Source organism: Carnobacterium viridans, from assembly GCF_900102725.1.
Lineage (GTDB): Bacteria > Bacillota > Bacilli > Lactobacillales > Carnobacteriaceae > Carnobacterium_B > Carnobacterium_B viridans.
In genome coordinates this window covers 953,622-976,861 of sequence record NZ_FNJW01000008.1, presented here as the reverse complement: position 1 = coordinate 976,861, position 23,240 = coordinate 953,622, and the positions used below count along the sequence as shown (strand labels likewise).

General features: G+C 35.8%; 25 protein-coding genes. 12 read left to right on the top strand and 13 right to left on the bottom strand.

The features are described 5' to 3' along the window. The 5 genes from BLT48_RS06085 to BLT48_RS06065 all read left to right on the top strand — a co-directional run bounded on the left by BLT48_RS06085 (position 1) and on the right by BLT48_RS06065 (position 5,575). On the top strand, positions 1-816 hold the full coding sequence (locus BLT48_RS06085; RefSeq protein WP_089976234.1) for an ABC transporter permease: 816 nt from the start codon (positions 1-3) through the stop codon (positions 814-816). Continuing rightward, a complete protein-coding gene (locus tag BLT48_RS06080) occupies positions 813-1,646 on the top strand; it encodes an ABC transporter permease (protein ID WP_089976230.1) in 834 nt (277 codons plus the stop codon). The genes BLT48_RS06085 and BLT48_RS06080 overlap by 4 nt, the downstream gene beginning before the upstream one ends. Next, positions 1,643-2,716 carry an ABC transporter substrate-binding protein gene (locus tag BLT48_RS06075; RefSeq protein ID WP_089976226.1) on the top strand — a complete coding sequence of 358 codons (1,074 nt, stop codon included), beginning with the start codon at positions 1,643-1,645 and terminating at the stop codon, positions 2,714-2,716. The genes BLT48_RS06080 and BLT48_RS06075 overlap by 4 nt, the downstream gene beginning before the upstream one ends. A 739-nt stretch (positions 2,717-3,455) precedes the next feature. Next, entirely contained in the window at positions 3,456-4,127 is a 672-nt protein-coding gene (gene rpiA / locus BLT48_RS06070) for a ribose-5-phosphate isomerase RpiA (RefSeq protein ID WP_035020110.1), read from the top strand. A gap of 146 nt (positions 4,128-4,273) precedes the next feature. Continuing rightward, the gene (locus BLT48_RS06065; RefSeq protein WP_089976222.1) at positions 4,274-5,575 is read left to right on the top strand and encodes a pyrimidine-nucleoside phosphorylase; all 1,302 of its coding nucleotides are present in this window, start codon (positions 4,274-4,276) and stop codon (positions 5,573-5,575) included. A gap of 43 nt (positions 5,576-5,618) precedes the next feature. On the opposite strand, the gene BLT48_RS06060 is transcribed toward BLT48_RS06065, so the two are convergent. Then, positions 5,619-5,828, bottom strand: coding sequence for a hypothetical protein (locus tag BLT48_RS06060; protein WP_035020107.1), 210 nt, complete (start codon positions 5,826-5,828; stop codon positions 5,619-5,621). Between the two features lie 179 nt (positions 5,829-6,007). Between BLT48_RS06060 and BLT48_RS06055 the strand changes: the two genes are divergently transcribed. The 3 genes from BLT48_RS06055 (at position 6,008) to BLT48_RS06045 (ending at position 7,934) form a co-directional block, all read left to right on the top strand. Beyond that, a complete protein-coding gene (locus tag BLT48_RS06055) occupies positions 6,008-6,727 on the top strand; it encodes an AzlC family ABC transporter permease (RefSeq protein WP_089976219.1) in 720 nt (239 codons plus the stop codon). Then, positions 6,720-7,043, top strand: coding sequence for an AzlD domain-containing protein (locus BLT48_RS06050; protein ID WP_089976216.1), 324 nt, complete (start codon positions 6,720-6,722; stop codon positions 7,041-7,043). The genes BLT48_RS06055 and BLT48_RS06050 overlap by 8 nt, the downstream gene beginning before the upstream one ends. 105 nt (positions 7,044-7,148) lie before the next feature. Then, the gene (locus BLT48_RS06045) at positions 7,149-7,934 is read left to right on the top strand and encodes a GNAT family N-acetyltransferase (RefSeq protein WP_089976212.1); all 786 of its coding nucleotides are present in this window, start codon (positions 7,149-7,151) and stop codon (positions 7,932-7,934) included. Between the two features lie 69 nt (positions 7,935-8,003). On the opposite strand, the gene fni is transcribed toward BLT48_RS06045, so the two are convergent. Genes fni through BLT48_RS06015 form a run of 6 tightly spaced genes read right to left on the bottom strand, consistent with a single transcriptional unit; the run spans position 8,004 to position 13,842 of the window. Continuing rightward, a complete protein-coding gene (fni, locus tag BLT48_RS06040; protein ID WP_089976208.1) occupies positions 8,004-9,071 on the bottom strand; it encodes a type 2 isopentenyl-diphosphate Delta-isomerase in 1,068 nt (355 codons plus the stop codon). Positions 9,072-9,113: 42 nt separating this feature from the next. Next, entirely contained in the window at positions 9,114-10,190 is a 1,077-nt protein-coding gene (locus BLT48_RS06035) for a phosphomevalonate kinase (RefSeq protein ID WP_089976205.1), read from the bottom strand. 44 nt (positions 10,191-10,234) lie between these two features. Continuing rightward, positions 10,235-11,221: a diphosphomevalonate decarboxylase gene (gene mvaD, locus BLT48_RS06030; RefSeq protein ID WP_176944085.1), complete on the bottom strand. Its 987-nt coding sequence runs from the start codon at positions 11,219-11,221 to the stop codon at positions 10,235-10,237. Beyond that, entirely contained in the window at positions 11,205-12,158 is a 954-nt protein-coding gene (gene mvk, locus BLT48_RS06025) for a mevalonate kinase (RefSeq protein WP_089976198.1), read from the bottom strand. The genes mvaD and mvk overlap by 17 nt, the downstream gene beginning before the upstream one ends. A gap of 52 nt (positions 12,159-12,210) precedes the next feature. Then, positions 12,211-13,569 (bottom strand): tripartite tricarboxylate transporter permease, encoded by a 1,359-nt coding sequence (locus tag BLT48_RS06020; RefSeq protein WP_035020092.1) that lies wholly within the window; start codon positions 13,567-13,569, stop codon positions 12,211-12,213. Positions 13,570-13,596: 27 nt separating this feature from the next. Then, positions 13,597-13,842 carry a hypothetical protein gene (locus BLT48_RS06015; protein WP_035020090.1) on the bottom strand — a complete coding sequence of 82 codons (246 nt, stop codon included), beginning with the start codon at positions 13,840-13,842 and terminating at the stop codon, positions 13,597-13,599. Between the two features lie 217 nt (positions 13,843-14,059). On the opposite strand from BLT48_RS06015, the gene coaA reads away from it, so the two are divergent. Both coaA and guaA read left to right on the top strand, forming a co-directional pair. Beyond that, positions 14,060-14,983 carry a type I pantothenate kinase gene (coaA, locus tag BLT48_RS06010; protein WP_089976195.1) on the top strand — a complete coding sequence of 308 codons (924 nt, stop codon included), beginning with the start codon at positions 14,060-14,062 and terminating at the stop codon, positions 14,981-14,983. Between the two features lie 115 nt (positions 14,984-15,098). Further along, complete coding sequence (guaA, locus tag BLT48_RS06005) at positions 15,099-16,649, top strand: glutamine-hydrolyzing GMP synthase (RefSeq protein WP_411155663.1); 1,551 nt, start codon at positions 15,099-15,101, stop codon at positions 16,647-16,649. Positions 16,650-16,708: 59 nt separating this feature from the next. Here the strand turns inward: guaA and BLT48_RS06000 are convergent, their stop codons facing one another. From BLT48_RS06000 to BLT48_RS05990, 3 genes are all read right to left on the bottom strand, one after another. Next, positions 16,709-17,341, bottom strand: a complete 633-nt coding sequence (locus BLT48_RS06000; RefSeq protein ID WP_089976189.1) for a hypothetical protein — start codon at positions 17,339-17,341, stop codon at positions 16,709-16,711. Then, positions 17,341-17,886: a hypothetical protein gene (locus tag BLT48_RS05995; RefSeq protein WP_089976186.1), complete on the bottom strand. Its 546-nt coding sequence runs from the start codon at positions 17,884-17,886 to the stop codon at positions 17,341-17,343. The genes BLT48_RS06000 and BLT48_RS05995 overlap by 1 nt, the downstream gene beginning before the upstream one ends. A gap of 241 nt (positions 17,887-18,127) precedes the next feature. After that, positions 18,128-18,622, bottom strand: coding sequence for a phosphoribosylanthranilate isomerase (locus tag BLT48_RS05990; RefSeq protein WP_089976183.1), 495 nt, complete (start codon positions 18,620-18,622; stop codon positions 18,128-18,130). Between the two features lie 462 nt (positions 18,623-19,084). On the opposite strand from BLT48_RS05990, the gene BLT48_RS05985 reads away from it, so the two are divergent. Beyond that, entirely contained in the window at positions 19,085-20,623 is a 1,539-nt protein-coding gene (locus tag BLT48_RS05985) for an ATP-binding cassette domain-containing protein (RefSeq protein ID WP_089976180.1), read from the top strand. Between the two features lie 87 nt (positions 20,624-20,710). Here the strand turns inward: BLT48_RS05985 and BLT48_RS05980 are convergent, their stop codons facing one another. From BLT48_RS05980 to ndk, 3 genes are all read right to left on the bottom strand, one after another. After that, complete coding sequence (locus BLT48_RS05980; protein WP_089976177.1) at positions 20,711-21,031, bottom strand: DUF898 family protein; 321 nt, start codon at positions 21,029-21,031, stop codon at positions 20,711-20,713. A 105-nt stretch (positions 21,032-21,136) separates the two neighbouring features. After that, complete coding sequence (locus BLT48_RS05975; RefSeq protein ID WP_089976175.1) at positions 21,137-21,592, bottom strand: putative periplasmic lipoprotein; 456 nt, start codon at positions 21,590-21,592, stop codon at positions 21,137-21,139. 257 nt (positions 21,593-21,849) lie between these two features. Continuing rightward, a complete protein-coding gene (gene ndk / locus BLT48_RS05970) occupies positions 21,850-22,263 on the bottom strand; it encodes a nucleoside-diphosphate kinase (RefSeq protein ID WP_089976173.1) in 414 nt (137 codons plus the stop codon). A 495-nt stretch (positions 22,264-22,758) separates the two neighbouring features. Between ndk and BLT48_RS05965 the strand changes: the two genes are divergently transcribed. Then, entirely contained in the window at positions 22,759-23,211 is a 453-nt protein-coding gene (locus tag BLT48_RS05965; protein WP_089976171.1) for a hypothetical protein, read from the top strand. Positions 23,212-23,240 lie beyond the last annotated feature (29 nt).

Here is a 23,240-nt window from a genome sequence, read left to right as displayed (position 1 = left end):
ATGACAAAAAAATCTAATGTGTTTTATTTTATACCGTACACTTTTTGGTTGCTCTTATTTGTTGTTGCTCCTTTACTCTTAATTGTGTATCAATCATTTTTTACTGTTGATGGACAATTTACTTTAGGGAATTATCAAACGTATTTTCAATCAGGTACATATCTTAGAATGACCTTAAACTCATTTTGGTATGCATTCCTCATTACATTATTTACTTTGCTAATAAGTTACCCAACTGCGTATTTTTTGAGTAAAACAAAGCACAAACAATTGTGGCTATTATTGATTATTTTACCAACTTGGATCAATTTGTTACTAAAAGCCTATGCGTTTATCGGAATTTTTAGTGCAAATGGTACAGTGAACGACTTCCTTTCTTTTGTGGGAATAGGAAGGCAACAATTATTATTTACTGATTTTAGTTTCTTAGCTGTTGCAACGTATATCGAAATTCCATTTATGATTTTGCCTATATTCAATGCACTTGAAGAGATGAACCCTTCTTTTATTCGAGCAAGTCGTGACTTAGGCGCAAATAGTTTTGAAACGTTTAGAAGAGTAGTGTTTCCTTTAACGCTAAATGGTGTTAAAAGTGGCGTTCAAGCGGTTTTTATTCCTTCTTTATCCCTTTTCATGTTGACACGTTTAATCGGAGGGAATCGAGTGATCACTTTAGGAACAGCTATTGAGCAACACTTCTTAGTTACCCAAAACTGGGGTATGGGTTCGACGATTGGTGTTGTACTGATTATTGCAATGATCCTTATCATGCTCTTTACGGGAGAAAAGAAAAAGAAAGGGGCAGTTCGTAAATGAAAAAAAAGCGATTTAAGTGGTCCAACCTCTACTTGATTTTTGTCTTTATCGTTTTGTATGCACCGATTGCTTTCTTGATCTTTTACTCGTTTAATGATGGCGGAACAATGAATAGTTTTACAGGTTTTACACTAGATAATTATGTCTCAGTATTTGAAGATACACGATTGATCGGTATTGTTTTAGATACCCTTCTCATTGCGTTGCTGTCTTCATTATTAGCAACAACTATCGGAACATTTGGAGCAATTGGAATTTACTTTTTGAAAAAAAGGAAAACAAGAAATGCTGTACTAAGCTTCAATAATATTTTGTTGGTTTCTCCTGACGTGATTATAGGGGCAAGTTTTTTGATCTTGTTTACCTTTATCGGATTTCGTCTAGGGTTTATATCAGTATTGTTATCCCATGTTGCTTTTAGTATTCCGATTGTCGTGTTAATGGTGTTGCCAAAGTTGCAAGAAATGAATGATACGATGATTAAAGCAGCACGAGATTTAGGTGCAAATACTTGGCAAGTACTGACAAAAGTAGTTCTTCCCAGCATTACTCCGGGTATTTTAGCAGGTTATTTTATGGCGTTTACTTACTCGTTAGATGATTTTGCGGTAACCTTCTTTGTCACAGGAAATGGGTTCACAACCTTAGCTGTAGAGATTTACTCACGAGCTCGACAAGGAGTGAGCTTGGAAATCAATGCTCTAAGTGCTTTAATGTTTGTTTTTGCATTGATTCTAGTGATTGGTTATTACTTTATCCAACAGCACAATTTAACAAAAAAACAAAAGAACAAAAAACGACAACATGCTGAGGCGGTGGGCATGCGATGAAAAAATTACTATTCATGGTTTTAGCTATTCTTGTAGTTTGTGGGGGATTATACCTCGGTGCAGATCAACTCGAAAAGGCTCAAGGAATTACCGGAGAAAATAGTTTGAATTTGTATAACTGGGGAGATTACATTGACCCAGAATTGATTACCAAATTTGAAGAGGAAACGGGCTATCGAGTAACCTATGAAACCTTCGATTCTAACGAAGCAATGTACACAAAAATAGAACAAGGTGGAACGAATTATGATTTAGCCGTTCCTAGTGAATACATGATTGAAAGAATGATCGATGAAAATTTATTGATTGAATTAGATCAGTCCAAAATTAAAGGACTCAATCATATTGATGCTCAATTCTTGGATCAACCCTTTGACCCAGATAATCAATACTCTATTCCTTACTTCTGGGGAACATTAGGAATCATCTACAATGATAAATTTGTGGATGAAGATGCCATTCAACATTGGGATGATTTATGGAATCCAGATTTAAAAAATAAAGTCATGTTGATTGATGGAGCGCGTGAAATTATCGGTTTATCATTAGATAGTGAAGGACATTCTCTAAATTCAAAAGATGACGAACAACTAGTTGCTGCAGCTGAAAAATTAGGCAGTTTTACGCCTAACGTAAAAGCTATTGTTGCAGACGAAATCAAAATGTATATGATCCAAGAAGAAGCTTCAGTAGCCGTTACTTTTTCTGGTGAGGCATCTGAAATGTTATGGGAAAACGAAAATCTGCATTACGTCATTCCGAGCGAGGGCTCAAATTTATGGTTTGATAATTTTGTTATTCCAAAAACGGCTAAAAACTTTGATGCAGCTTATGCATTTATTAACTTTATGCTAGAACCAGAAAATGCAGCACAAAATGCCGAGTACGTAGGCTACTCAACGCCTAATAAAACAGCATTAGAACTCTTGCCATCTGAAATAACAGAAGATGAACAATTTTATCCAAATGAAGAAACCATGAAAAACCTAGAAGTCTACGAAGACCTAGGCTCCGAATACATCGGAATCTACAACGACTACTTCCTAGAATTCAAAATGCACAGAAAGTAAAAGGATGTGTAGCATACCGCTTAGACTTGACAGAAAAACAAGTAATTCTGTAAGGGATGTTTCATCCCTGCAAGAATTACGTTTTTTCCGAAAGTCTGGTATGCGCAACTCAACTAAAGGATGCGAAAAGACCCTGAAAGACACACAGCTATTTTCAAAAGCGGAATATTCCAGTTATCCTCGATAAGAAAACAAAAAAACTCGCTGAAGTGACTACTTCAGCGAGGTTTTTTGTTTAATGGACAAACGTGAGAGGTTTATGGAAAGTTTGTCCCAAAAGTAAGAAAAAAGGACAAACGTGAGAGGTTTACAGAAAGTTTGTCCCAAAAGTAAGAAAAATGGACAAACGTGAGAGGTTTATGGAAAGTTTGTCCCAAAAGTAATGAAAAAGGACAAACGTGAGAGGTTTATGGAAAGTTTGTCCCAAAAGTAATGAAAAAGGACAAACGTGAGAGGTTTATGGAAAGTTTGTCCCAAAAGTAATGAAAAAGGACAAACGTGAGAGGTTTACGGAAAGTTTGTCCCAAAAGTAAGAAAAAAGGACAAACGTGTAGAGATTTAATAGAAGTTTGTCCCATTTAAAATCTATTTGAACATAGAAATGAAGTAGCCGTTAATAAAAACGAAATAGCAAAATCACTCCCTTTTTAAGCATTATTTTTAGTTGTTCATACTTTATAGAGTAAGCGTTATGCTATACTAATAGTGAATAAAAGTACGCATCAGGAGGATCATAGGTATGAATTTAAAACAATTAGTTGGAGAAAAAGCAGCAGAATACGTAACAGAAGGTATGGTTGTTGGATTAGGAACTGGGTCAACGGCTTACTATATGGTTGAAGCTTTGGGAAAGCGCGTTAAAGAAGGATTGACGATTACTGGAGTAACAACTTCCACTCGTACAAAAGAACAAGCTGAGCAGTTAGGAATTCTGCTAAAAACAATTGACGAAGTTGAAAAAGTAGATGTAACGATTGACGGTGCTGATGAAATTGATGCTCATTATCAAGGGGTAAAAGGTGGAGGAGGAGCTCTTCTATTCGAAAAAATTGTTGCAGATTATTCAAAAAAAGTGATATGGATTGTTGATGAGAGTAAAATGGTCGAAACATTGGGCGCATTTCCTTTACCAGTAGAAGTATTGCCTTATGGCAGTCAGCAATTGATGCGGATATTTGATGAAAAAGGGTTCCAGCCGTCGATGAGAAAAAATGAGACTGACGAGAACTATTTAACAGATGGCGGACATTATATCATTGATTTACATATAGCTAAGATAGAAGATCCTCAATCATTAGCTTTATGGTTAGACGGATTAACAGGGGTTATGGAACATGGCTTGTTTCTTGATCGTGTGAATACCATCATTGTAGGGCGTGAATCCGGTTTAGAAATCATCGAGGCACGCTAAAAACAAAAGGACGATCCAGAAGATCACTATGGCTGAAAGATTGGCGAATGATGAGGAAATTGTTAGAATACACAAGTGATGAAAACGTTTTTTTGAAGATTGTGGTAAGATAAACGAATCAATTTAAATAAAGGAGCATCAGTTAAATGAGAATGGTCGATTTGATTACAAAAAAACAACATGGAAATGCATTAACTACTGAAGAGATCACTACCATGATCGAAGAATATACAGAAGGTAAAATTCCAGAGTACCAAATGAGTGCAATGTTGATGGCAATTTACTTTAAAGATATGGATGATCGTGAAAAAAGTGATCTAACGATGAGTATCGTTCACTCTGGTGAAGAAATTGATTTGTCGGCCATTGAAGGCGTGAAGGTAGACAAACACTCCACAGGTGGAGTAGGCGATACGACAACGCTTGTTTTAGCGCCTCTAGTAGCAAGTTTAGGTATTCCAATGGCTAAGATGAGCGGGCGCGGTCTTGGTCACACAGGTGGGACAATTGATAAATTAGAAGCCATTCCAGGGTTTAACGTAGAATTGACTCAAGAGAAATTTATTGAATTAGTAAATGAAAATAAAGTAGCTGTAATCGGGCAATCCGGTAACTTAACACCAGCAGATAAAAAATTGTATGCTCTAAGAGACGTAACAAGCACAGTTGAATCTATTCCATTGATTGCAAGTTCGATCATGAGTAAAAAAATAGCAGCCGGAGCAGATGCTATCGTATTAGATGTGAAAACAGGCGCTGGAGCCTTCATGAAGACAACAGATGATGCTAGATTGTTAGCTCACGCTATGGTTCAAATCGGAAACCGCGTTGGACGTAATACAATGGCCGTTATTTCTGATATGAGTCAACCACTAGGTTTTGCAATTGGGAATGCTTTAGAAGTTAAAGAAGCGATTGACGCTTTAAATGGTAAAGGACCTGCTGATTTAATGGACTTGTGTTTAACGTTAGGAAGTCAAATGGTTCACTTAGCTGGCATAGGAAAAGATTTAGATGAAGCAAGATCTTTATTAGAAGAATCCATTAGCAATGGTAAAGCACTTGAAAAATTTAAAACATTTATTGCTTCTCAAGGCGGAGACACGAGCGTTATTGATAATCCAGAGTTATTGCCAAAATCAGATTACCAAATTGATGTTTTAGCAAATAGAGACGGATACGTTTCAGAAATTATAGCGGATGAGTTGGGAATCGCAGCTATGATGTTAGGTGCTGGACGAGCAACAAAAGAAAGCGAAATTGATTTAGCAGTAGGGATTGTCTTGCATAAAAAAGTAGGCGACGCTGTTAAAAAGGGTGAACCGTTACTGACGATCCACACCAATCAAGAAGAAGTTCCAGAGGTAGAACAAAAAATCTGGGAAGGTATCACAATAGCTGATTCAGCTACACCAATTCCTTTAATTCATGAAGTTATCTTAAATTAAAAAATGAAAAAAGAGTGTTGAGGTTTTTCTCAACACTCTTTTTTCATTTTTTATGTGGATCCGAAAATAAATAGTAAAGAACATAAAGAATAATACCAAAAATACCAACGATTAAGATGACACCCATTAAAGCGTGCAAGATAGCCCAAAAGCCTCCACTATAAACAGCATTTTTAAGTGCGGGTACAAAAAAGTACACTAAAAAATAAGCAATACTAACAAAGAAAGATCCAATGACTATTCTTTTTAACATGTATACTGACTCCTTTCATGCGTCATTCAATAGGTTTACATTATCAAAAGTGGGAAAGAGTTACAATCTAATTAAATTAATCCAACTTTTTCGTAGCGCTAATTAACGAGAAGTTCTACTAAAAAAACATGACAATGTGATATACTAGCTGTTACACGTTCGTTAGGAGGGATTGAAAAATGAAAAAACAAGATTGGATGGATGGATTAAAAGTGATTTATCCAGTCATGATCAGTTATGTGCCATTGGGATTAGCCGGTGGTATGGTTTTATATGACGCAGGATTCAATGCGGTAACTATTTTAGCAATGAGTTTACTCGTTTTTGGAGGAGCAGCTCAATTTATGGCGGCTTCAATGGTAAGTATGGGAGCTTCAATTCCAGCAATTATTACCATGACATTCTTTTTAAATCTGCGTCATTTATTAATGAGCTCCAGTATGTCAAGTTTTATCAAAAAAACGTCTCTACCATTTACTCTTTTTTTCAGTCACACTCTAGCGGATGAGTCATTTGCTATTAATTACAATCAATTTAAAAATCATGAGTGGACTGCAAATAAAGCTTTATCGATCAATACCTTGAATTACCTCACATGGTCTTTAAGTACCTTTATTGGTGCAATTGTCGGGAGTGCTTGGGTTATTGATACAACAATCATAAATTATGTTTTAATCGCTATGTTTATCAGTTTGCTAGTCAATCAGTTTGTATCTAAACTGTACTTTTTTGTGGGTTTGACAGCTGGAGTATTAGCTGTTGTTTTTATGATTCTCTTACAACATACAATTGCACTAGTGATTGCGGCAATCTTAGCTTCTTTTATCGGCTATTTTACTGATGAATATTTAACGAACAAAAGAGTAAAAATAGGAAATGAGGGAATAGACTATGACTAGTCAGCAACTGCAGTTGATCCTAGGCATGGCAATCGTTACATTCATCCCTCGGGTATTGCCAATGCTTGTTTTAAGCAATCGTTCCGTACCAGATAAAATTTCAAAATGGATGTCCTTTATTCCTGTATCCATATTTGCAGCACTAATATTTTCGGATATTTTCTTCTGGGAAGGCCAATTTAACGTTGATCCAATAAATAATATAAAACTAATCCCTTCTGTTATTGTCTTTTTCGTGGCCTATAAAACAAAAAGTCTTTTATGGTCTATGGTATTAGGAATCTCTGCAATCACTTTAATGGTGTATATGTTTTAAAAAAATAAAGAATAAATATTCAAATGAAGTGCAAAATGCTACAATTATTTTGCTGAAAAAGTATACTTAAGGGACTAAGGCCTTTATTGGGGAGGAAGAACGAAAATGATTTATAAATGTGATGAAAGTAAACGAGAAGATGTATTGAATTTTCTCTATCAAGACCCAAGCGTAAATTTGTTTGCTATTGGCGATATTGAAACATATGGAGTTGAGCATTTTGATGTAGATGTATGGGCTTATGTCAATAATAAAGATGACATTATTGGTGTCTTAGTGCGTTATAAAGAAAATCTTATGCCAATCCATGGAAGAGATTTTGAAGGATTTGATACTTTCTTACCTTTAATCCAAAGTTTGAGTCCTATGTATATCTCTGGCAATGAGGAAGTCATTGCTCAATATGAAGAAGAGTTTACGGAGTATGAAAAAGAAGAAACCTTTTTGGCTGAGTGCAAAGAGCTAGAAATGGAAAGTCCACTTCTTCAACAAGTTGTTCCCTTAGATAAAGAAGCTATTCAATCCTATATTGATTTTCTAAAAGAAATGGGTATGAAGCATGAACAAACGATTGAAGAAATTGCAAATGACTTGGACTTAAATAAGAATGGAATCCAAGTCATCAAAGATGAAAATGGTAAGATTATTTCCTCTGGTAGAATTGCAATTGAAACAAAACTTTCAGGTATGATACTAGCTGTTGGCACAATTGAAAGTTACCGTAAACAGGGATACGCAACAGCTGTAGTGTCTGCCTTAGTGAGTTATTGTAACAGAGAGAATAAAACGGCTTGTTTATTTTACTCCAATCCGGATGCTGGCCGATTGTATCAACACTTGGGCTTTAAGGATACACAAAAGTGGATCATGCTAAAAAATAAAGAAGTATAAAAAAAATAGACAACTAAGGTCAGCCATTGAATTCAATGGCTGACCTTAGTTGTCTATTTAGTAGAAGCACTAATGTTGTGAAGAGCGATTAGCAAAGATCGAAGCATCGATCTTGCGAAGTTCGCACCAATCTTTTACTTCTCCAAGCAAGATAATATCGGCTTGACTTAAATCTTTGATCGATTTCTTCCCAAGAAGAGTCATAATCGATGCAATTTGATTCTTCCAAGCATTTACTTCTAGAATAGTAGCTTCTACACCATCTCTTAATGCCATATGCAAGAAGAGACCTGAAATGCCAACACCTTTTGCTCCCAGAGATAAGGCTTTAACGATGTCTAAGGGGTTGCGTATACCTCCAGAGGCCAATAGGTCTATTTCATTGATAAAAGGCTGAGCTTCTACTAAAGAAATAACGGTTGATTGTCCCCAGTCTTCTAAATAATCAAATTTCTCGGTAGTCCGGCGATAGTTTTCAATCTGGGCAAAATTTGTTCCACCTTGTCCACTAATATCAATAGTTTTTACACCAATTGAAGTCAATTGCTGGATAGTTTCTCGGCTCATTCCGAACCCAACTTCTTTAACGATGACAGGTACAGCTAAATGGTGAACAATGTTTTCTAATTCTGTTAACCAATTGGAAAAATCACGATCGCCTTCTGGCATAACAATTTCTTGCGGCGAGTTTACATGAATCTGAAGCGCATCCGCTTGAATTAAGTCAACAGCTTTCTTAGCATTTTCAAGTGTTTGACCTGTGCCTAAGTTAGCAAAAACCGTCCCATTTGGATTAACTTCTCTGACAATGGTGTAACTGTCTTCAACAGAATGATCTTTAAGAGCCGCACTGATTGAACCTGTTGCCATAGCGATTCCAGTTTCGCGAGCAATCAAAGCTAATTTTTCATTTACCTTTTTTGTCCAAGTGCTGCCACCAGTCATCGCATTAATGTAAAAAGGGGAAGCCATTTCTAGTCCTGCAAATGAAGTAGAGATAGATGCATCAGCTACGCTCATTTCAGGAAAAGAATGGTGAACAAAACGGAAAGAATCAAAATCTGATTTGCGGGTCTCTTTAGCAAATTTTTCGGCTAATGAAACATGTTCATTTTTTCGGTTATTCGTAGGTTTCATAGTGTGATCCTCCAACATTTTTTATCCATAAGAAAGGGGGCATTACTGATCCGATTTTTTGAATACGTGTAATGGAAGATTTATGATTCCTTCTTTTTCCCAATTTGTAATCAGTGACAATAAGCCTTCTTTTCGGTTGAAAATAACAATTCCACAATCGCCGCCGCCAGCACCTGATGATTTAGCAGCTCCTTTAAGCTCTTCTGCCATTTCGCATAATTTGGTTAAAGCAGGCGTTTCGATCGTAACAGATGTATCTTGACTCATTTGAAGCAGAAGTTGACGATTATTTCTTATTTGACGTTGAATCTCAGTTACATTTTCTTCTTGAAAAGCATCTATCATCGCATTAACACACTGTTTGCTTTCTTTTAAAAAAGTTTCGTATGCCATCGCATCTTGGCTGCGTTTGTTGGTTACTTCATCTACTAAGTGAGAAGTCGATGCTGGCGAACCAGTCCATCCAATAACTAAACGCAAATCTTTTGGAGGAGTTAATGGTGTGAATGATAAATGTGGCCATTCCATTTCGACCAACTCTTTTACTGTGTTATGTTTTTTTTGTTCTAATACCCATTCAGGGTCAAAAGTTGTAAAGGCTAACCATCCACCATAAACACTGGCAGCAACATCCCCACAAGAACCGTTACTTTTAACCGATAAATGAGCCAAAGCTGCTAATTTGAAAATAACGTTTTTACTATCTTCAATGCCATAAAAAAGACACAATGCTTGAACAGTAGCAACGGTAACAGCTGCACTTGAACCTAAACCGTATTTTTTTCCTTGTGAGCTGTCTAATTCACTGTCAACGGTTAAGTGGTAAAAGGATAATTCTTTTCCTTGTTCCTTTGCGTATTCTTCGGTCAAACGAATAGCGGCTAAAATGTAATGAAAAGGATTTTCACGTTTATCAAGTACTAAACGATCATTTTCACGTTTCCATAAAATGGGAAGATTTCCGTATTGGAAAGAGGTGATGCTTCCTACGCGTTCCGATTGTTCAAGTGATACGGTAATAAATTGGTCTACAGCTACTAAAATAGCTGGATGACCTGGTTCAACAACGGCGTATTCTCCCGCGATATATAACTTACCAGGTGCAGAAGCTTCAATCATACTGTAATTCCTCCTAAGTAATGAACACTGTTTTTTTCAGTTTGTTAGAGTGTAACTTCTTTTAAGTCACTTCCAGGACCAGAGATAATCAATTGTTCTTCATTAAAATAATTTAAAAAAGCTGTTTTTATTTTTTGGCTATCAGATAAACGGCAAAGAATTTTAACATTTGGGCCAGCATCCATTGTGAAGTAACAAGGAATTCCTTGCTTACGTAATTGCCTTACGAGTTGCATAGCTACAACACTATCCGGTTCCCAATAAGAAATTGGCGGGTTGGCTCCTAACATAGTTCCATGCATTTTCATGCCATTGCTTTCTGTGATTTCGCCGACTTGTTCAAAGTCTTGATCACGGATAGCTTTCTTGATATTCACAAGATCGACTGCGGTACTTTCGACCCATCCTGAATAAAAAGGAGATGTTGCAACGGTTTGTTTCATACCTTCACGACTAGAGAGTTCTTTTTGATTTTTATTTACAACCACAACGAGCATACCAATATCCCAAGCAGCATCGTCAATTTTGACAGCATAAGAATCCATTGAAGAGGTTCCTTTTTGCCACTCAACGAAGCCACCATAAATACTACGAGTTGCTGAACCAGAACCTTGTCTTGCAAAAATAGAAAGTTCTTGAGGAGACAGATTCAAGCCAGTTGCTAAGTTAGCAGCTCCAGCTAAAGCAGCCATTCCAGAAGCAGAAGAAGCCAGACCAGCAGCTGTAGGAACGTAATTGGTGCTTTTAATGATTGCAGGAGTTTTTACGTTGGCTGTTTCTCTAAACAAATTTAAAAAGCGGCTAACTTTCTGAGTAGCAGCTTCATCTTGAAGAGTATCGTTTAAGTAAAACGTATCTTTTTCAATAGATTCATCAAAAGACACAGAAGTTTCAGTATAAAAAGCATCTAAAGTAAGAGAAAGACTACTGCTCGTAGGTAAAATAAGAGCATCATCGCGTTTTCCCCAGTATTTAATTAAGGCAATATTTGTATAGGCACGTACTTTTCTGGCATTACTCAACTGATTCATCTCCTAATTGGTGTGTCCATGTATTTACAGCACCAGCATCTACTAAAGCATTTGAAATGCTTGCAGCTGTATCTTTATCGGCTGCTAAAGCAATCATACAGCCTCCACGACCGCCACCCGTAAGTTTTGCACCTAGTGCTCCATTAGTTCTTGCAGTACTAACTAAATGGTTCAATCGTTCGTTGCTTACACCTAAAGATGAAAGTGTTTCGTGAGCTTCATTCATAACTAACCCTAATGTTACAGGATTAGCAGATTCAATTGCAAATTTTGCTTGTCGTGCCAAGTCACCTAAACCATGGATAGCGTCCATGGTTGTTTCTGTATCTTCTTTATTTAACTGCGCAATACTAGCCACAGCATCTCTGGTTTGGCCCTTTAAACCGGTGTCAGCCACAATTAAATAGGCAGATAAAGATACTTTAAAAGGAACGAAAGGTTTTCCTTTTATATAATAAAGTGGATGTCTACCGCTTGTCATTGCAGCATCTAAGCCACTCGGATTTCCATGAGCAATTGTTTCTGAGATATTGGCTAATGTTAAAAGTTTATCATCTGTAAGAGGGACTGAATAATAATTAAATACCGCACGAACTGTTGCGATGGCTACTGCAGCACTTGACCCCATTCCTCTCTCAACCGGAATGGTACTTTCGATGGTCAATTTAAAATTATTAAATTCTTGTTTTAATTCATTCAATGTCGATTCGACAACAGCTATTAGATTTTCTAAATGTTGAGGAGCTGAAGCTAAGTCTCCTTGATAATAGACACAGTCTAATTGGACAGGCCCTTCAATAGGCGTTATCGTCGCATGGATGTGTGTTGCAGGAAAAGGAATAGCAATGGCGGGTTCACCATAAACAACAGAGTGTTCACCCATTAGAATGATTTTTCCATTCGCTTTTCCTAGTGCTGGTTGATTCAGATTCAACATGTTGTAACTCCTTTATTTCGTAATATAGTGTTCGAACTCGAATTAGGAAAGATTAAATTTGAGCGATTTTTTCAACTAGCCATGGAGCAGCATATAATGTCATAAATTGAATGCCGTAATTCATGCCCATTTTATTTAACGTGCCACTTGCAATTCCAATTAAAAGAACACCAAAGATGTTAATTAAACCAGCATCCATATAAGCTAACAACAGGATAAAGGAAATGAATAGACCTAAAATAGCTTCATGCGGAATTTTTAATAAAACGAATTGCGAAATTTTTCCAGCGTAACGATTGATCACAATGTAACTGATAAGTGCAGCAAGAATTGAACCAATTAAGATAGCAATGGTAAATTCGGTTGTACTCAAAATATGATGCAAGTTATGATCAACGGTAAAAACGGGAGGAGCATTAAATAAGGGACTTCCTGGCCCAATAGCAGTTGGAGATAAAGGAATACCTAAAGCTATCAAGGGAATGATAATACCTGAAAGGTATGTTGATTGTGCTAAAGCACTCATCGTAATAATTGCAGTAGAAGCTTTTTCAACAGGATTCTGTTTTTTATTCGCAACTAATTCACCAAACAGAATTATCAACCCAACTGGACTTAAGACAAAAAGGAAATTTGAAAACAGTGCAGATAGGGAAGCGGGTTTTAACTCGCTTTTAGATAATACTTTGAAAGGATTTATTGTTTGATGAGCAGAAGTACTTTTAGGTAACGTAATTTTTTTATATTCATCGGTCAACATCTTTTCACGATTTACTTTATTTAACAGCGAAAGAAGAGAAATAATCAAAGGTCCTATTGTGATACCTAAGAAGAAGGATGTTGTAATATTAGTGTCTTTTGGCACAACACCAATTCCCCAGTATAAATAGCGCAACCCTTGGAACAGCATTGCTAAAGGAAGAATGCTCACTAACGATAAAATTTTGTTTTTACCTATTAAAGAAAGAAAAATAGCTCCAATAACAAATAAAAGTGAAGAATAAGGTTGAATGATTTCTGCAAAAGGTGTTAATAAATCAGCTAGCACTAAAGCAATTGGAACAGATATCAGCGTTCCAATCAAAGCTCCAGAAGCCATTTTCTTGATCGTAATCTCGGACATGCCTCGATTTTTTAAGTATAACGCATGTTCAATCATAGGGCTAGAAAGAACTCCACCGGGGAGCCCGACTAGAGCAGTAGGCATTGAATTGGTTAAATTTAATGTCACGATTGCTGCGATAAAAAAAGTTAATACAATAATGGGTTGTACCCCAGATAAAATAAGTGCTAACGTAACCGGCATTAATACAGATGTTTCATCAGTACCAGGGATGAAACCTATAAAAGTATACAAAACAATTGCTGCAAGAGCAGCTATAACCATTTGAACCAACACTAACAATTCCATAATTTTTGTTCTCTCCAATACTCGTTCTTAACTGTTCTCTTGTTCGTCTTCTATCGTCACGATTCTTTTTGGCTTAATGAAGAGAGTTGAAAGGATAAATCCAATCACTGCACCTGCTAGACCAAAAAAAAGTTGTTTGGTTTTGTCGTCGCTTGGAGCCAAAAAATAAGCACCCATAGTAGAACCACTAGATAAAAGGATGGAAATGATTAAGTCTCTTAATTCAACAACGTCTCCCCAAATTTCAAATTTTTCTTGTTTCCCTTTTTTCATTGCGATCTCCCTTAACTGTATCCTATTAATAGGATGGATTGTAATCTTATAATGCTATACCAGAATATATAGTACACTATATATAAGATAAATGGCTAGTTAAGTTTCTTTAAAGATAAACGGTTTCCAAAGATAAGGAAGAATAAAAACTATAAAACAAGCAATAATTTTGGTACAATAGTCCGGAAGTCTAGGAACTCGGGGGATCTATAATTATATGAAAGAGTCTGCTACATTTCATATCATTGAGCGTGAAGAATGGAAAAAATTAAACATTGATAGTATTGCTCCATTATCGTCCAATGAATTAGAAGAATTAAAAGGACTGAATGACCAAATTTCGATTAAAGACGTGGAAGAAGTTTACATACCAATCGTTCACGTGTTAGATGTGTATTTGAAAAATTATGAACAGCTACAAGCCAAAAAAAATAATTTTTTAAAGAGAGAGACACGTCAAAAACCCTACATCATTGGAATTGCTGGAAGTGTAGCCGTTGGGAAAAGCACAACAGCACGTTTACTCCAAATGATGCTTTCAAGAGTATACAAAGACAAATCAGTGGAAATGATTACCACTGACGGATTCTTATATCCTAATAAGATACTGTCAGAAAAAGGAATCATGAACCGTAAAGGATTCCCTGAAAGTTACGATATGCAGCAATTGATTTCATTCTTAAGAGAAGTAAAAAATGGCAAATCATCCGTTGTTTCTCCCGTCTATTCTCATGAATCGTATGATATCGTGGAAGGTGAAGAACATGTCTTAGAACAGCCCGATATACTCATTGTTGAAGGAATCAATGTCTTACAACTTCCGGCAAATCAACAAATTTATATCAGTGATTTTTTTGACTTCTCCATTTTTGTAGATGCTGAAGCAGAATTAATAGAGAAATGGTACTTAGAACGTTTTGGTCTATTATTAGGTACGGCATTTAAAAAACCAGGAAACTATTACTATTCTTACGCTCAGGGCAATCGAGAAGAAGCATTTGAAATGGCTCGCGGAGTATGGAAGACAGTAAATTTAAAAAATTTGAAAGAATACATTTCGCCTACTAAAAATAGAGCAGAATTGATTATTCATAAAACAGATCATCATTACATCGATCAACTTTTATTAAAAAAGTATTAAAATAGAAAAGGGATACATTTATTGTGCGGTTGACCAATGTGAAAATAGTCGGTAAAATGAAAAAATACAATGTAAATAGTTTTGAAAATAATAATTTGGGGTGGACTGCGTGGTAATGGTTACAGATTTAACAAATGTTGAAAAAATGATAGTACTAGATTTTGGAAGTCAATACAATCAACTGATTACACGTCGTATTCGTGAATTTGGAGTTTATTCTGAATTATTGTCTCATAAAGTGACTGCTGAAGAATTAAAAGGGATGAATGCTAAAGGGATTATTTTTTCTGGTGGTCCAATGAGTGTTTATGATGAAGGTTCTTTTTCTGTCGACCCTGAGATTTTCAATATGGGAATTCCTATTTTAGGAATTTGTTACGGCATGCAATTAATGACCACTGCTTTAGGTGGAAGAGTTGAAGGCAGCGAAAATAGAGAATACGGTAAAGCAAGCATCAACATCAATGATCAACAGGCTCCTTTGTTTAACTCATTAGCTGAAAATGAAACAGTTTGGATGAGCCATGGAGATTTGGTGACTCAAGTTCCAGAAGGTTTTGTTATCTCAGCTACTAGCCCTCATTGTCCAATTGCTTCAATGTTTAACCCACAAAAGAATTTCCATGCAGTTCAATTTCACCCTGAAGTACGCCATTCAGAACACGGAAATGACATGTTGAAAAACTTTACTTTTGATGTGTGTGGCTGCGAAGGGAACTGGAGTATTGCTGATTTCATCGATTCTGAAATTGCCATCATTCGCGAAACAGTCGGCGACAAAAAAGTATTGCTTGGATTATCAGGCGGAGTAGACTCAAGTGTTGTTGGTGTCTTGTTACAAAAAGCAATCGGTGACCAATTGACGTGTATTTTTGTTGACCACGGTCTATTACGTAAAGGCGAAAGCGAACAAGTAATGGAAAGTTTAGTCGGTAAATTCGGCTTGAACATCATTCGTGTCGATGCGAAAGAACGTTTTATGGCTAAATTAGCTGGTGTGAGCGATCCAGAAACTAAACGTAAAATCATCGGTAATGAATTTGTTTATGTCTTTGATGATGAAGCAACAAAACTTGAAGGTGTTGATTTCCTAGCTCAAGGCACGCTTTACACGGACGTGATTGAAAGTGGAACAGATACTGCGCAAACAATTAAATCACATCACAATGTAGGTGGACTTCCTGAAGACATGCAATTCAAATTGATTGAACCATTAAACACTTTATTTAAAGATGAAGTTCGCGAATTAGGAATCCAATTAGGCATGCCAGAAAGCCTAGTATGGCGTCAACCATTCCCAGGTCCTGGTTTAGGAATTCGTGTAATTGGTGAAATAACAGAAGAAAAACTAGAAATCGTTCGCGATAGCGACTACATTTTAAGAGAAGAAATCGCTGCTGCCGGTCTTGACCGTGACATCTGGCAATACTTCACTGTTCTTCCTGGATTCCGCAGTGTCGGAGTAATGGGAGATGGACGTACGTATGACTATACAATCGGAATTCGTGCAGTGACTTCAATTGATGGTATGACAAGTGACTTTGCCCGCATCCCTTGGGATGTTTTGCAAAAAATCTCTGTTCGTATTGTAAATGAAGTGAAACATGTTAACCGCATCGTGTATGACATTACCAGCAAGCCACCAGCAACTATTGAGTGGGAATAATAAAATAAAAAAAGCTGTTAAACATTTTTCATCAATGTTTAACAGCTTTTTTTATTAGTTTATTTTAATTTATAAAAAACACTAGTATTCATATCTGAAATTTCTATAAGAGTTTCATCGCCTTCAGGAATGATCAAACCAACTTTTCCAGAGTCATTTCCACCTTTGTATAAATCTTTCCAACCAAAAGCAGTTCCATCTTCAAAAGTAGCATAGGTTGATTGAGAAACTTCGCTACCATCTGATGAAATGGGTGTAATTAAAATAGTTGATGTATTAAAAGGATCGTCTTCACTACCTTCGTCTAATACTAAGGACATATCAAAAATTACCCATTCATATCCTTCAGGAGCAGCTTCGTTGAATTCATTAGCTTCCATTAACTGATTAATTGCTTCTTCTCCGCGAATTATATTAGAAATAGTAGTAGTAACTGTTCCTTCTAATGGATTATAGTCAGCATCGCTATATAGAACATCCCAAGTTGCAGATTCTCCAATAGAAACTGGATTACTTCTTTTTCCAGGTGCACTAGTTTCTTCACTTGACTCTGCTTCACTAGATACTTCTTCAGCAGTAGAAGTAGCAGAATTAGAACTAACGCTTTCTACAGTAACGTCAGATGATTCACCGCATGCTGCTAATAATAGACTAGAAAAGCCTAGTAAGGTAATATACTTAAATTTATTCATTATTCAGTTTCCTCCATTTCAATAAAATCAGTTTCTTCCGAAATAATATTGCCTGTATCATCTTTGATTAAGATAGTTGGCTGAGTAGATCCATCAGAATAATCCGAACTTAAGTATAACTGTCTACTAAAACTATCCATCATAATAGTAAAGAACCCGTTAGTTAACTCTCTCATCTCAGATGTATCAGGATTGTTAATAATAATTTCTATAGTAGTGTCATCAGGCATTGAAGAAGAGACAATAGTAAGAGTTTCTTCAGAAGTTGCTTCTTGCTCGTCTAAAGATTCTATGTACTCTTTAAATTGACGTTTATTAAGATTAATTTTTTCCCAATCAATTTCTTCATCTTCACTTCCAATTTTAGCAAGTTCATCAGTCGTTGATTGATCCAATTCATCTAAACCCGGTTCTTCAACAGCAATAGATTCACTTTTTGCTACTTCAGCAGTATTCGAATCATTAACGCTAGTTTCTTCAGTGCCGCAAGCAGCTAAGATAAACCCACATATACCTATAGTTGTTAATAATTTGATCTTATTCATTAATACACTCCTCCTTAATTGTCACTAAACTCTCACTGGAGACCACTTCCAGTAATATATTCAGCATGTTATAATTTTTATGTAGTTCTATCTAAGCTCTAGTACTGTTGGTAGCAGTCGCTAGGGCGTTTTTTTTGTTACACTCCTGCCCAAATCCTAAATTATAAGACTCTAAAATAACAGAGTAATTAAAGTGAGCTGTTACTTTATTAAACTCTTTAGATAAAAACAGATCGAATTATCAATATACTATTGATTTTAAATATTGAATTTTATTGAGATCTTTATAATTATTTTTTTCAGCTCTATAACTATCTTGAAAAGAAGATGTATATATTTTTAAGTACTGTTCTTCTGAAGGTAAGAAAAATTTAGCTTCATGTTCGTTCTTTAGTTCTAACTTATCAAGAGGTATACCTGTTGATTTTGGTAAAGTATCTAGTACGCCAAACTCAACACTAAATAGTCCATTACTAAATTCATGTTCATGGAGATCAATCAGCTGATAGCCTAATTTTTTCATAATATTACAAATAATAGTCCAGTTGTAAATTCGGATATTATCTGGAGCTTCCCATCCTCTAGGATCACCAGGAACATGTATATCTACATCTCGCGCATCCCAATTTTTCTGGGTCAAACACTCTAATCCTAAAGATCCCGTAAGTAGAGGTGTTATTCCAGATTCATTTAAAAAATTAGTTATTTTTAGAAATTCCTCAAATTTATTTTTCAAAGTACTTCCTCCAATTTTATAAAAGTCATTAGTTGTAACTTTTAATAGTATATTCGAATTATATTCCTATATAAGAACTTAGACTTCCAACTTAAATTGAGTTTAACATAATTTAAGTATGTCAGATGTTAAATTTATTTAGACACTGCTAATTTGACTAATACTCTATTCATTGCGTCCGCAAACAATATTTGCTACAATGTACCTAACAAATCGAAAGGTTGTGCTTAAATGTACACTATCTAAAACAAATCGTAATTGAAGAAGAAACTTTTTTCTGCCAATAGGGTAGGTTTCTTTGCAACGGTTTTTTTAGATAACTCATTTAAACAACTTTTTGAATTGGTAATAGAGTTGCCATCTATAGGCATACTTGGATTCTCTCTGTTTAATTGAACTTGACCGACCGTCTGCAGAAACTTGCTGGCGGTCGTTTTTATTTATTAGATAGGAGGAATCAGTATGTTACAAGTGAAAAATTTGACCTTGCATCACTTAATGGATTTAAAAGAAATCATCAAGGACCTGAGTTTTACCGTTAATCCTGGAGAAAAGGTAGCCATTATCGGGGAAGAAGGAAATGGCAAGTCTACATTATTAAAATGGATTCTTGAAGATAAAAGTATCGAATCTTATATTCAAGCAGAAGGGGAATTGATTAACCAGTTCAGTCGCACAGTCTATTTGCCGCAATCCTTACCGCAAGAATATATGGAGTATACTGTTGATCAGTACTTTTTCAGCCAAGCTGATGCTATGGACATCGACTACCAAATGCTCTATCAATTAGTGGGGAAACTTGGATTTGATGCTGATCGGTTAACAAGTTCGCAAACATTAGGCAGTTTATCTGGTGGCGAAAAAATCAAAGTTCAGCTACTAAAAGCACTCTCAACAGATCCTGATTTGCTATTGCTTGATGAGCCTTCTAACGACTTGGATCTTGATACAGTCAAATGGTTAGAGCACTTTATAAAATCTACACCACTAACGATTATTTTTATCTCGCATGACGAATCTCTGCTTGCAGCGACAGCGACCAAAGTCATTCAGATCGAGCTATTAAGGCATAAGACAGTACCCGTCGCGACTGTGTCCAAGTTGTCGTATAAAGAATACATTGAACAAAAAGAAGCACGCTATGAACACCAATCTCAAGTTGCCAACAAGCAACGTGAAGAACACCAGAAGCAAATGGAAAAATACCGGCAAGTTGAAAGCAGTGTGCACCATGCACAAGGAACTATTTCAAGACAAGATCCAGCTGGAGGACGCTTACTCAAAAAGAAAATGCATGTTGTAAAATCAATGGGAAGACGATTTGAACGCGAAAAGGAAAGTTTTGAAGATACTCCACTAAAAGCAGATGCTATCTTAGTGAAATTTTCAAATACTAAATCCCTTCCTACAAATAAAACGATAATCCATTTGGAAGACGAGAGTGTGAAACTGGGGGATAAGGTTTTAGCACACTCACTGAATTTGCTAGTGAAGTCTCCACAAAAAATAGGAATCATCGGGCAAAATGGAGTAGGTAAAAGCACACTGCTGAAGCAATTATGGGCAGAATTAAATCAGCGTACAGATATTGCAGCTGGATATATGCCGCAAAATTATGCTGAGTATTTACGGATGGATGAAACACCAGTTGGATTTCTGAGTGAAACTGGAGACAGTGAAGAACGTACTCAAGTGATGACTTACCTAGGAAGCATGCGTTTTACGACAAATGAAATGCATCATCCAATCCAGTCACTATCAGGAGGACAGCAAGCAAAATTGTTGTTATTGAAAATCGATTTATCGGGACAGAATGTATTGCTTTTAGATGAGCCTACACGAAACTTCTCACCGTTATCCCAGCCAGAGCTCAGAAAATTATTTAAAAATTTCGAAGGTTCCATCGTTACTATTTCACATGACAGGATGTTTTTAAAAGAAGTTTGCGACCATGTCTATGAAATGAAAAATGATGGATTGATTCGGGTAGAGATAGAATAGATTTTTGAATCATGCTTTGGGATAATTACATGAGCAAACAACTGAAAGAGGCTAGGACAAAAGTCCTAGCCTCTTTCAGTTGTTTACTTAATTTATAAATGTGGTATTACGGGCTTTCCAATCTTCAAGCTTGATTGTAACCCAGAAACCGTAGATACCCAGCGTGATGATCGTAAGTAAGAACCATTTGATCCAGTGACCAAACAAGTTAAATGCTGAGCCATTAAATCTCATCCTTTTACCTTCAATAACAGTATGATTTATTTTCCAACCATAAACCATGCATAAAGCCCAAGGGTAACAAATCCCAAAAGTTATTGCTGTTATAATTGCACCTAAAATGCTCCATCCTATTAGGCTTAAAAGCCCTCCATCAAAAAAAGAGTTATTCCCTTTATGTACTTCCAATTTTAAATTCCTCCTTAAACTATGTACCTATAGTCTATCACATAAGATAAAGGTTTATCTTTCATTTAATTGTTTTCTTTTCTTTTCGAATCATGCGAAAAATAGTTAGTTACTTTTTTGAAGAGCTACCTCTACTTTTTCTGTTACTTCTTGATTATCTTTTTCATAAACGAATTCAATAAAGATATTTTTTCCAGATTCGATATTTTTAGAAGGGGCAATAAAGCCAACTAAATCGTCAGCTAATGGAGTGGTACGTGTATCCAAGATTCCGTCTTGGTTTGCACCAGTATGGATGGAGAAAATAAGATTCTCCTCTTCATCATATAAATTCATACCGGATTCTTTAACTAAATCAGCAGGATCACTGTTCGTATGTTCAATAGCAAATAATTGATAGGTTGGTTGAATATAGGATTCAGTTCCATTTGATACAATTACCAGGTTTTCAAGAGCAACATCTGTTGTTCGAGCATCGATTGAAAAAATATGTAAGGCGTTGGTTGATGTACAGCCACTTAAAAAGAGAGAACTCATCAAAAATAAACCGATTTTTTTCATTTTTTTTTGCCTCCTAGTTGAAGAAATTTACTTAAGTATACACTAAAGGAATATTAAATAAACCAGTTGTTTTTTAATAATTTAGACAAGTCAACTTCCGAAGAAGGACCAAAATTTTGTCAGAGTTAGTTCAAACTAAGTAGTACATAAATTTCTTGAGGAATAGGAGTTGCTTGTAGACATGTAAGGGATTCTATGGTTTTCCACAAGCAGATCTGTCTATTCCAGAAGAAATTTTAATTTAAATCCTTCAATCATTAAGAATAATTCTTAGCAAACCAAATAGATCGTTCTCTACCGGCACTTTCTTTTGAGTCAGAAGCGTGAACGGTATTTTCAGATAAACTAAGACCGTAAAGAGCACGAATGGTATTGTCTTTGGATGTTTCAGGATCGGTGGTCCCATTCAATGCTCGGACTCGACTAATGGCATTTTCGCCTTCCAATACGAGAGCAACTATTGGACTTCTTGTAAGGTAAGTAACCAAGCGGTTAAAAAAGGGCTTTCCATTATGTTCTGCATAATGTTTTTCTGCTAAGTCTATAGAAGCTTTCATTAATTTCATATCAAGAACTTTTAAATCATTTCTTTCATATTCAACTAAAATTCTTCCAATTAGGTTTCGTTCTACTGCATCTGGCTTGATCAATACGAGTGTTTTTTCTGTCATTTTTAATCATCCCCCTAGAAGTATTGTTAATATGATTTTAACACGTCCCGTTTCTTTAGTGTAGGAGAGTGTATTTTAGATTCAATAATTTTTTAATGTTGATAGCATAGTAAAGATAATTATATTAAATTTATGGAGGAATAGAGTTTGCTTGTGGCTATGCAAAGAATTCAATGCGAATTACAAAGCGTTGGAGCTTTAGCGATTACGCTTTGTTTGAGGCTTGAAAGTCTGAAGACGTTCTTGGCTTCAGATGGTTCCATGGCTCTCCACAAGCAAAATCGTCCATTCCATAAGAAATTTATTTTTTTCTAATCTATTCATACCATTTGTTGAACGTCGTATTTTAATATGACGCGGTTAAAATAGGGATAATCAGCTGATGATGATATACTTATTTTAATATAGCGAGGACATTTTTTTGTTGTATTAATTTAAAAAGGGTGTAATAGGTGTATCCAGATAGCCTGTTATAAAAACATTGGAGGAAATAATATGGGATTAATGTTGTCAGAAAAAGAAATATTAGCAAATTTAGAAGCTAACGGGTTATTGAGTCCGATGACGGAAAGAACAGCCGTGTGGGCACAAATTATGCCTTCTACAGGATCTTTAGTACTATTTGGAGCATATGCACAGTTGGCAAAAGGATCTTATTTTATTTTATGTATGGAACAAGATAAAGTTATTTTGTTGCCCGTTCATAAAGTAACTGGAAAAATAGATGCAAAAAAAGAACCAATCATCATACCTTTTGAAGAATTAGATTCGGTCGAAGTGGGTAAGAATGCGTTATTACACAAGGTAACCTTTACCGCGGGCGAACGAGTTATGCCTTTAAAAATAAACAAAATTGCTGCTGGAACGAAATGGCACAAAAATAATTTAGAAAAGGCTTTAGCAGAAATAAAAAAATGCCAAACATTTGTAGTCCAACAGACTACATAGGAATAAAATAAATAATCCATCCTTTCTTT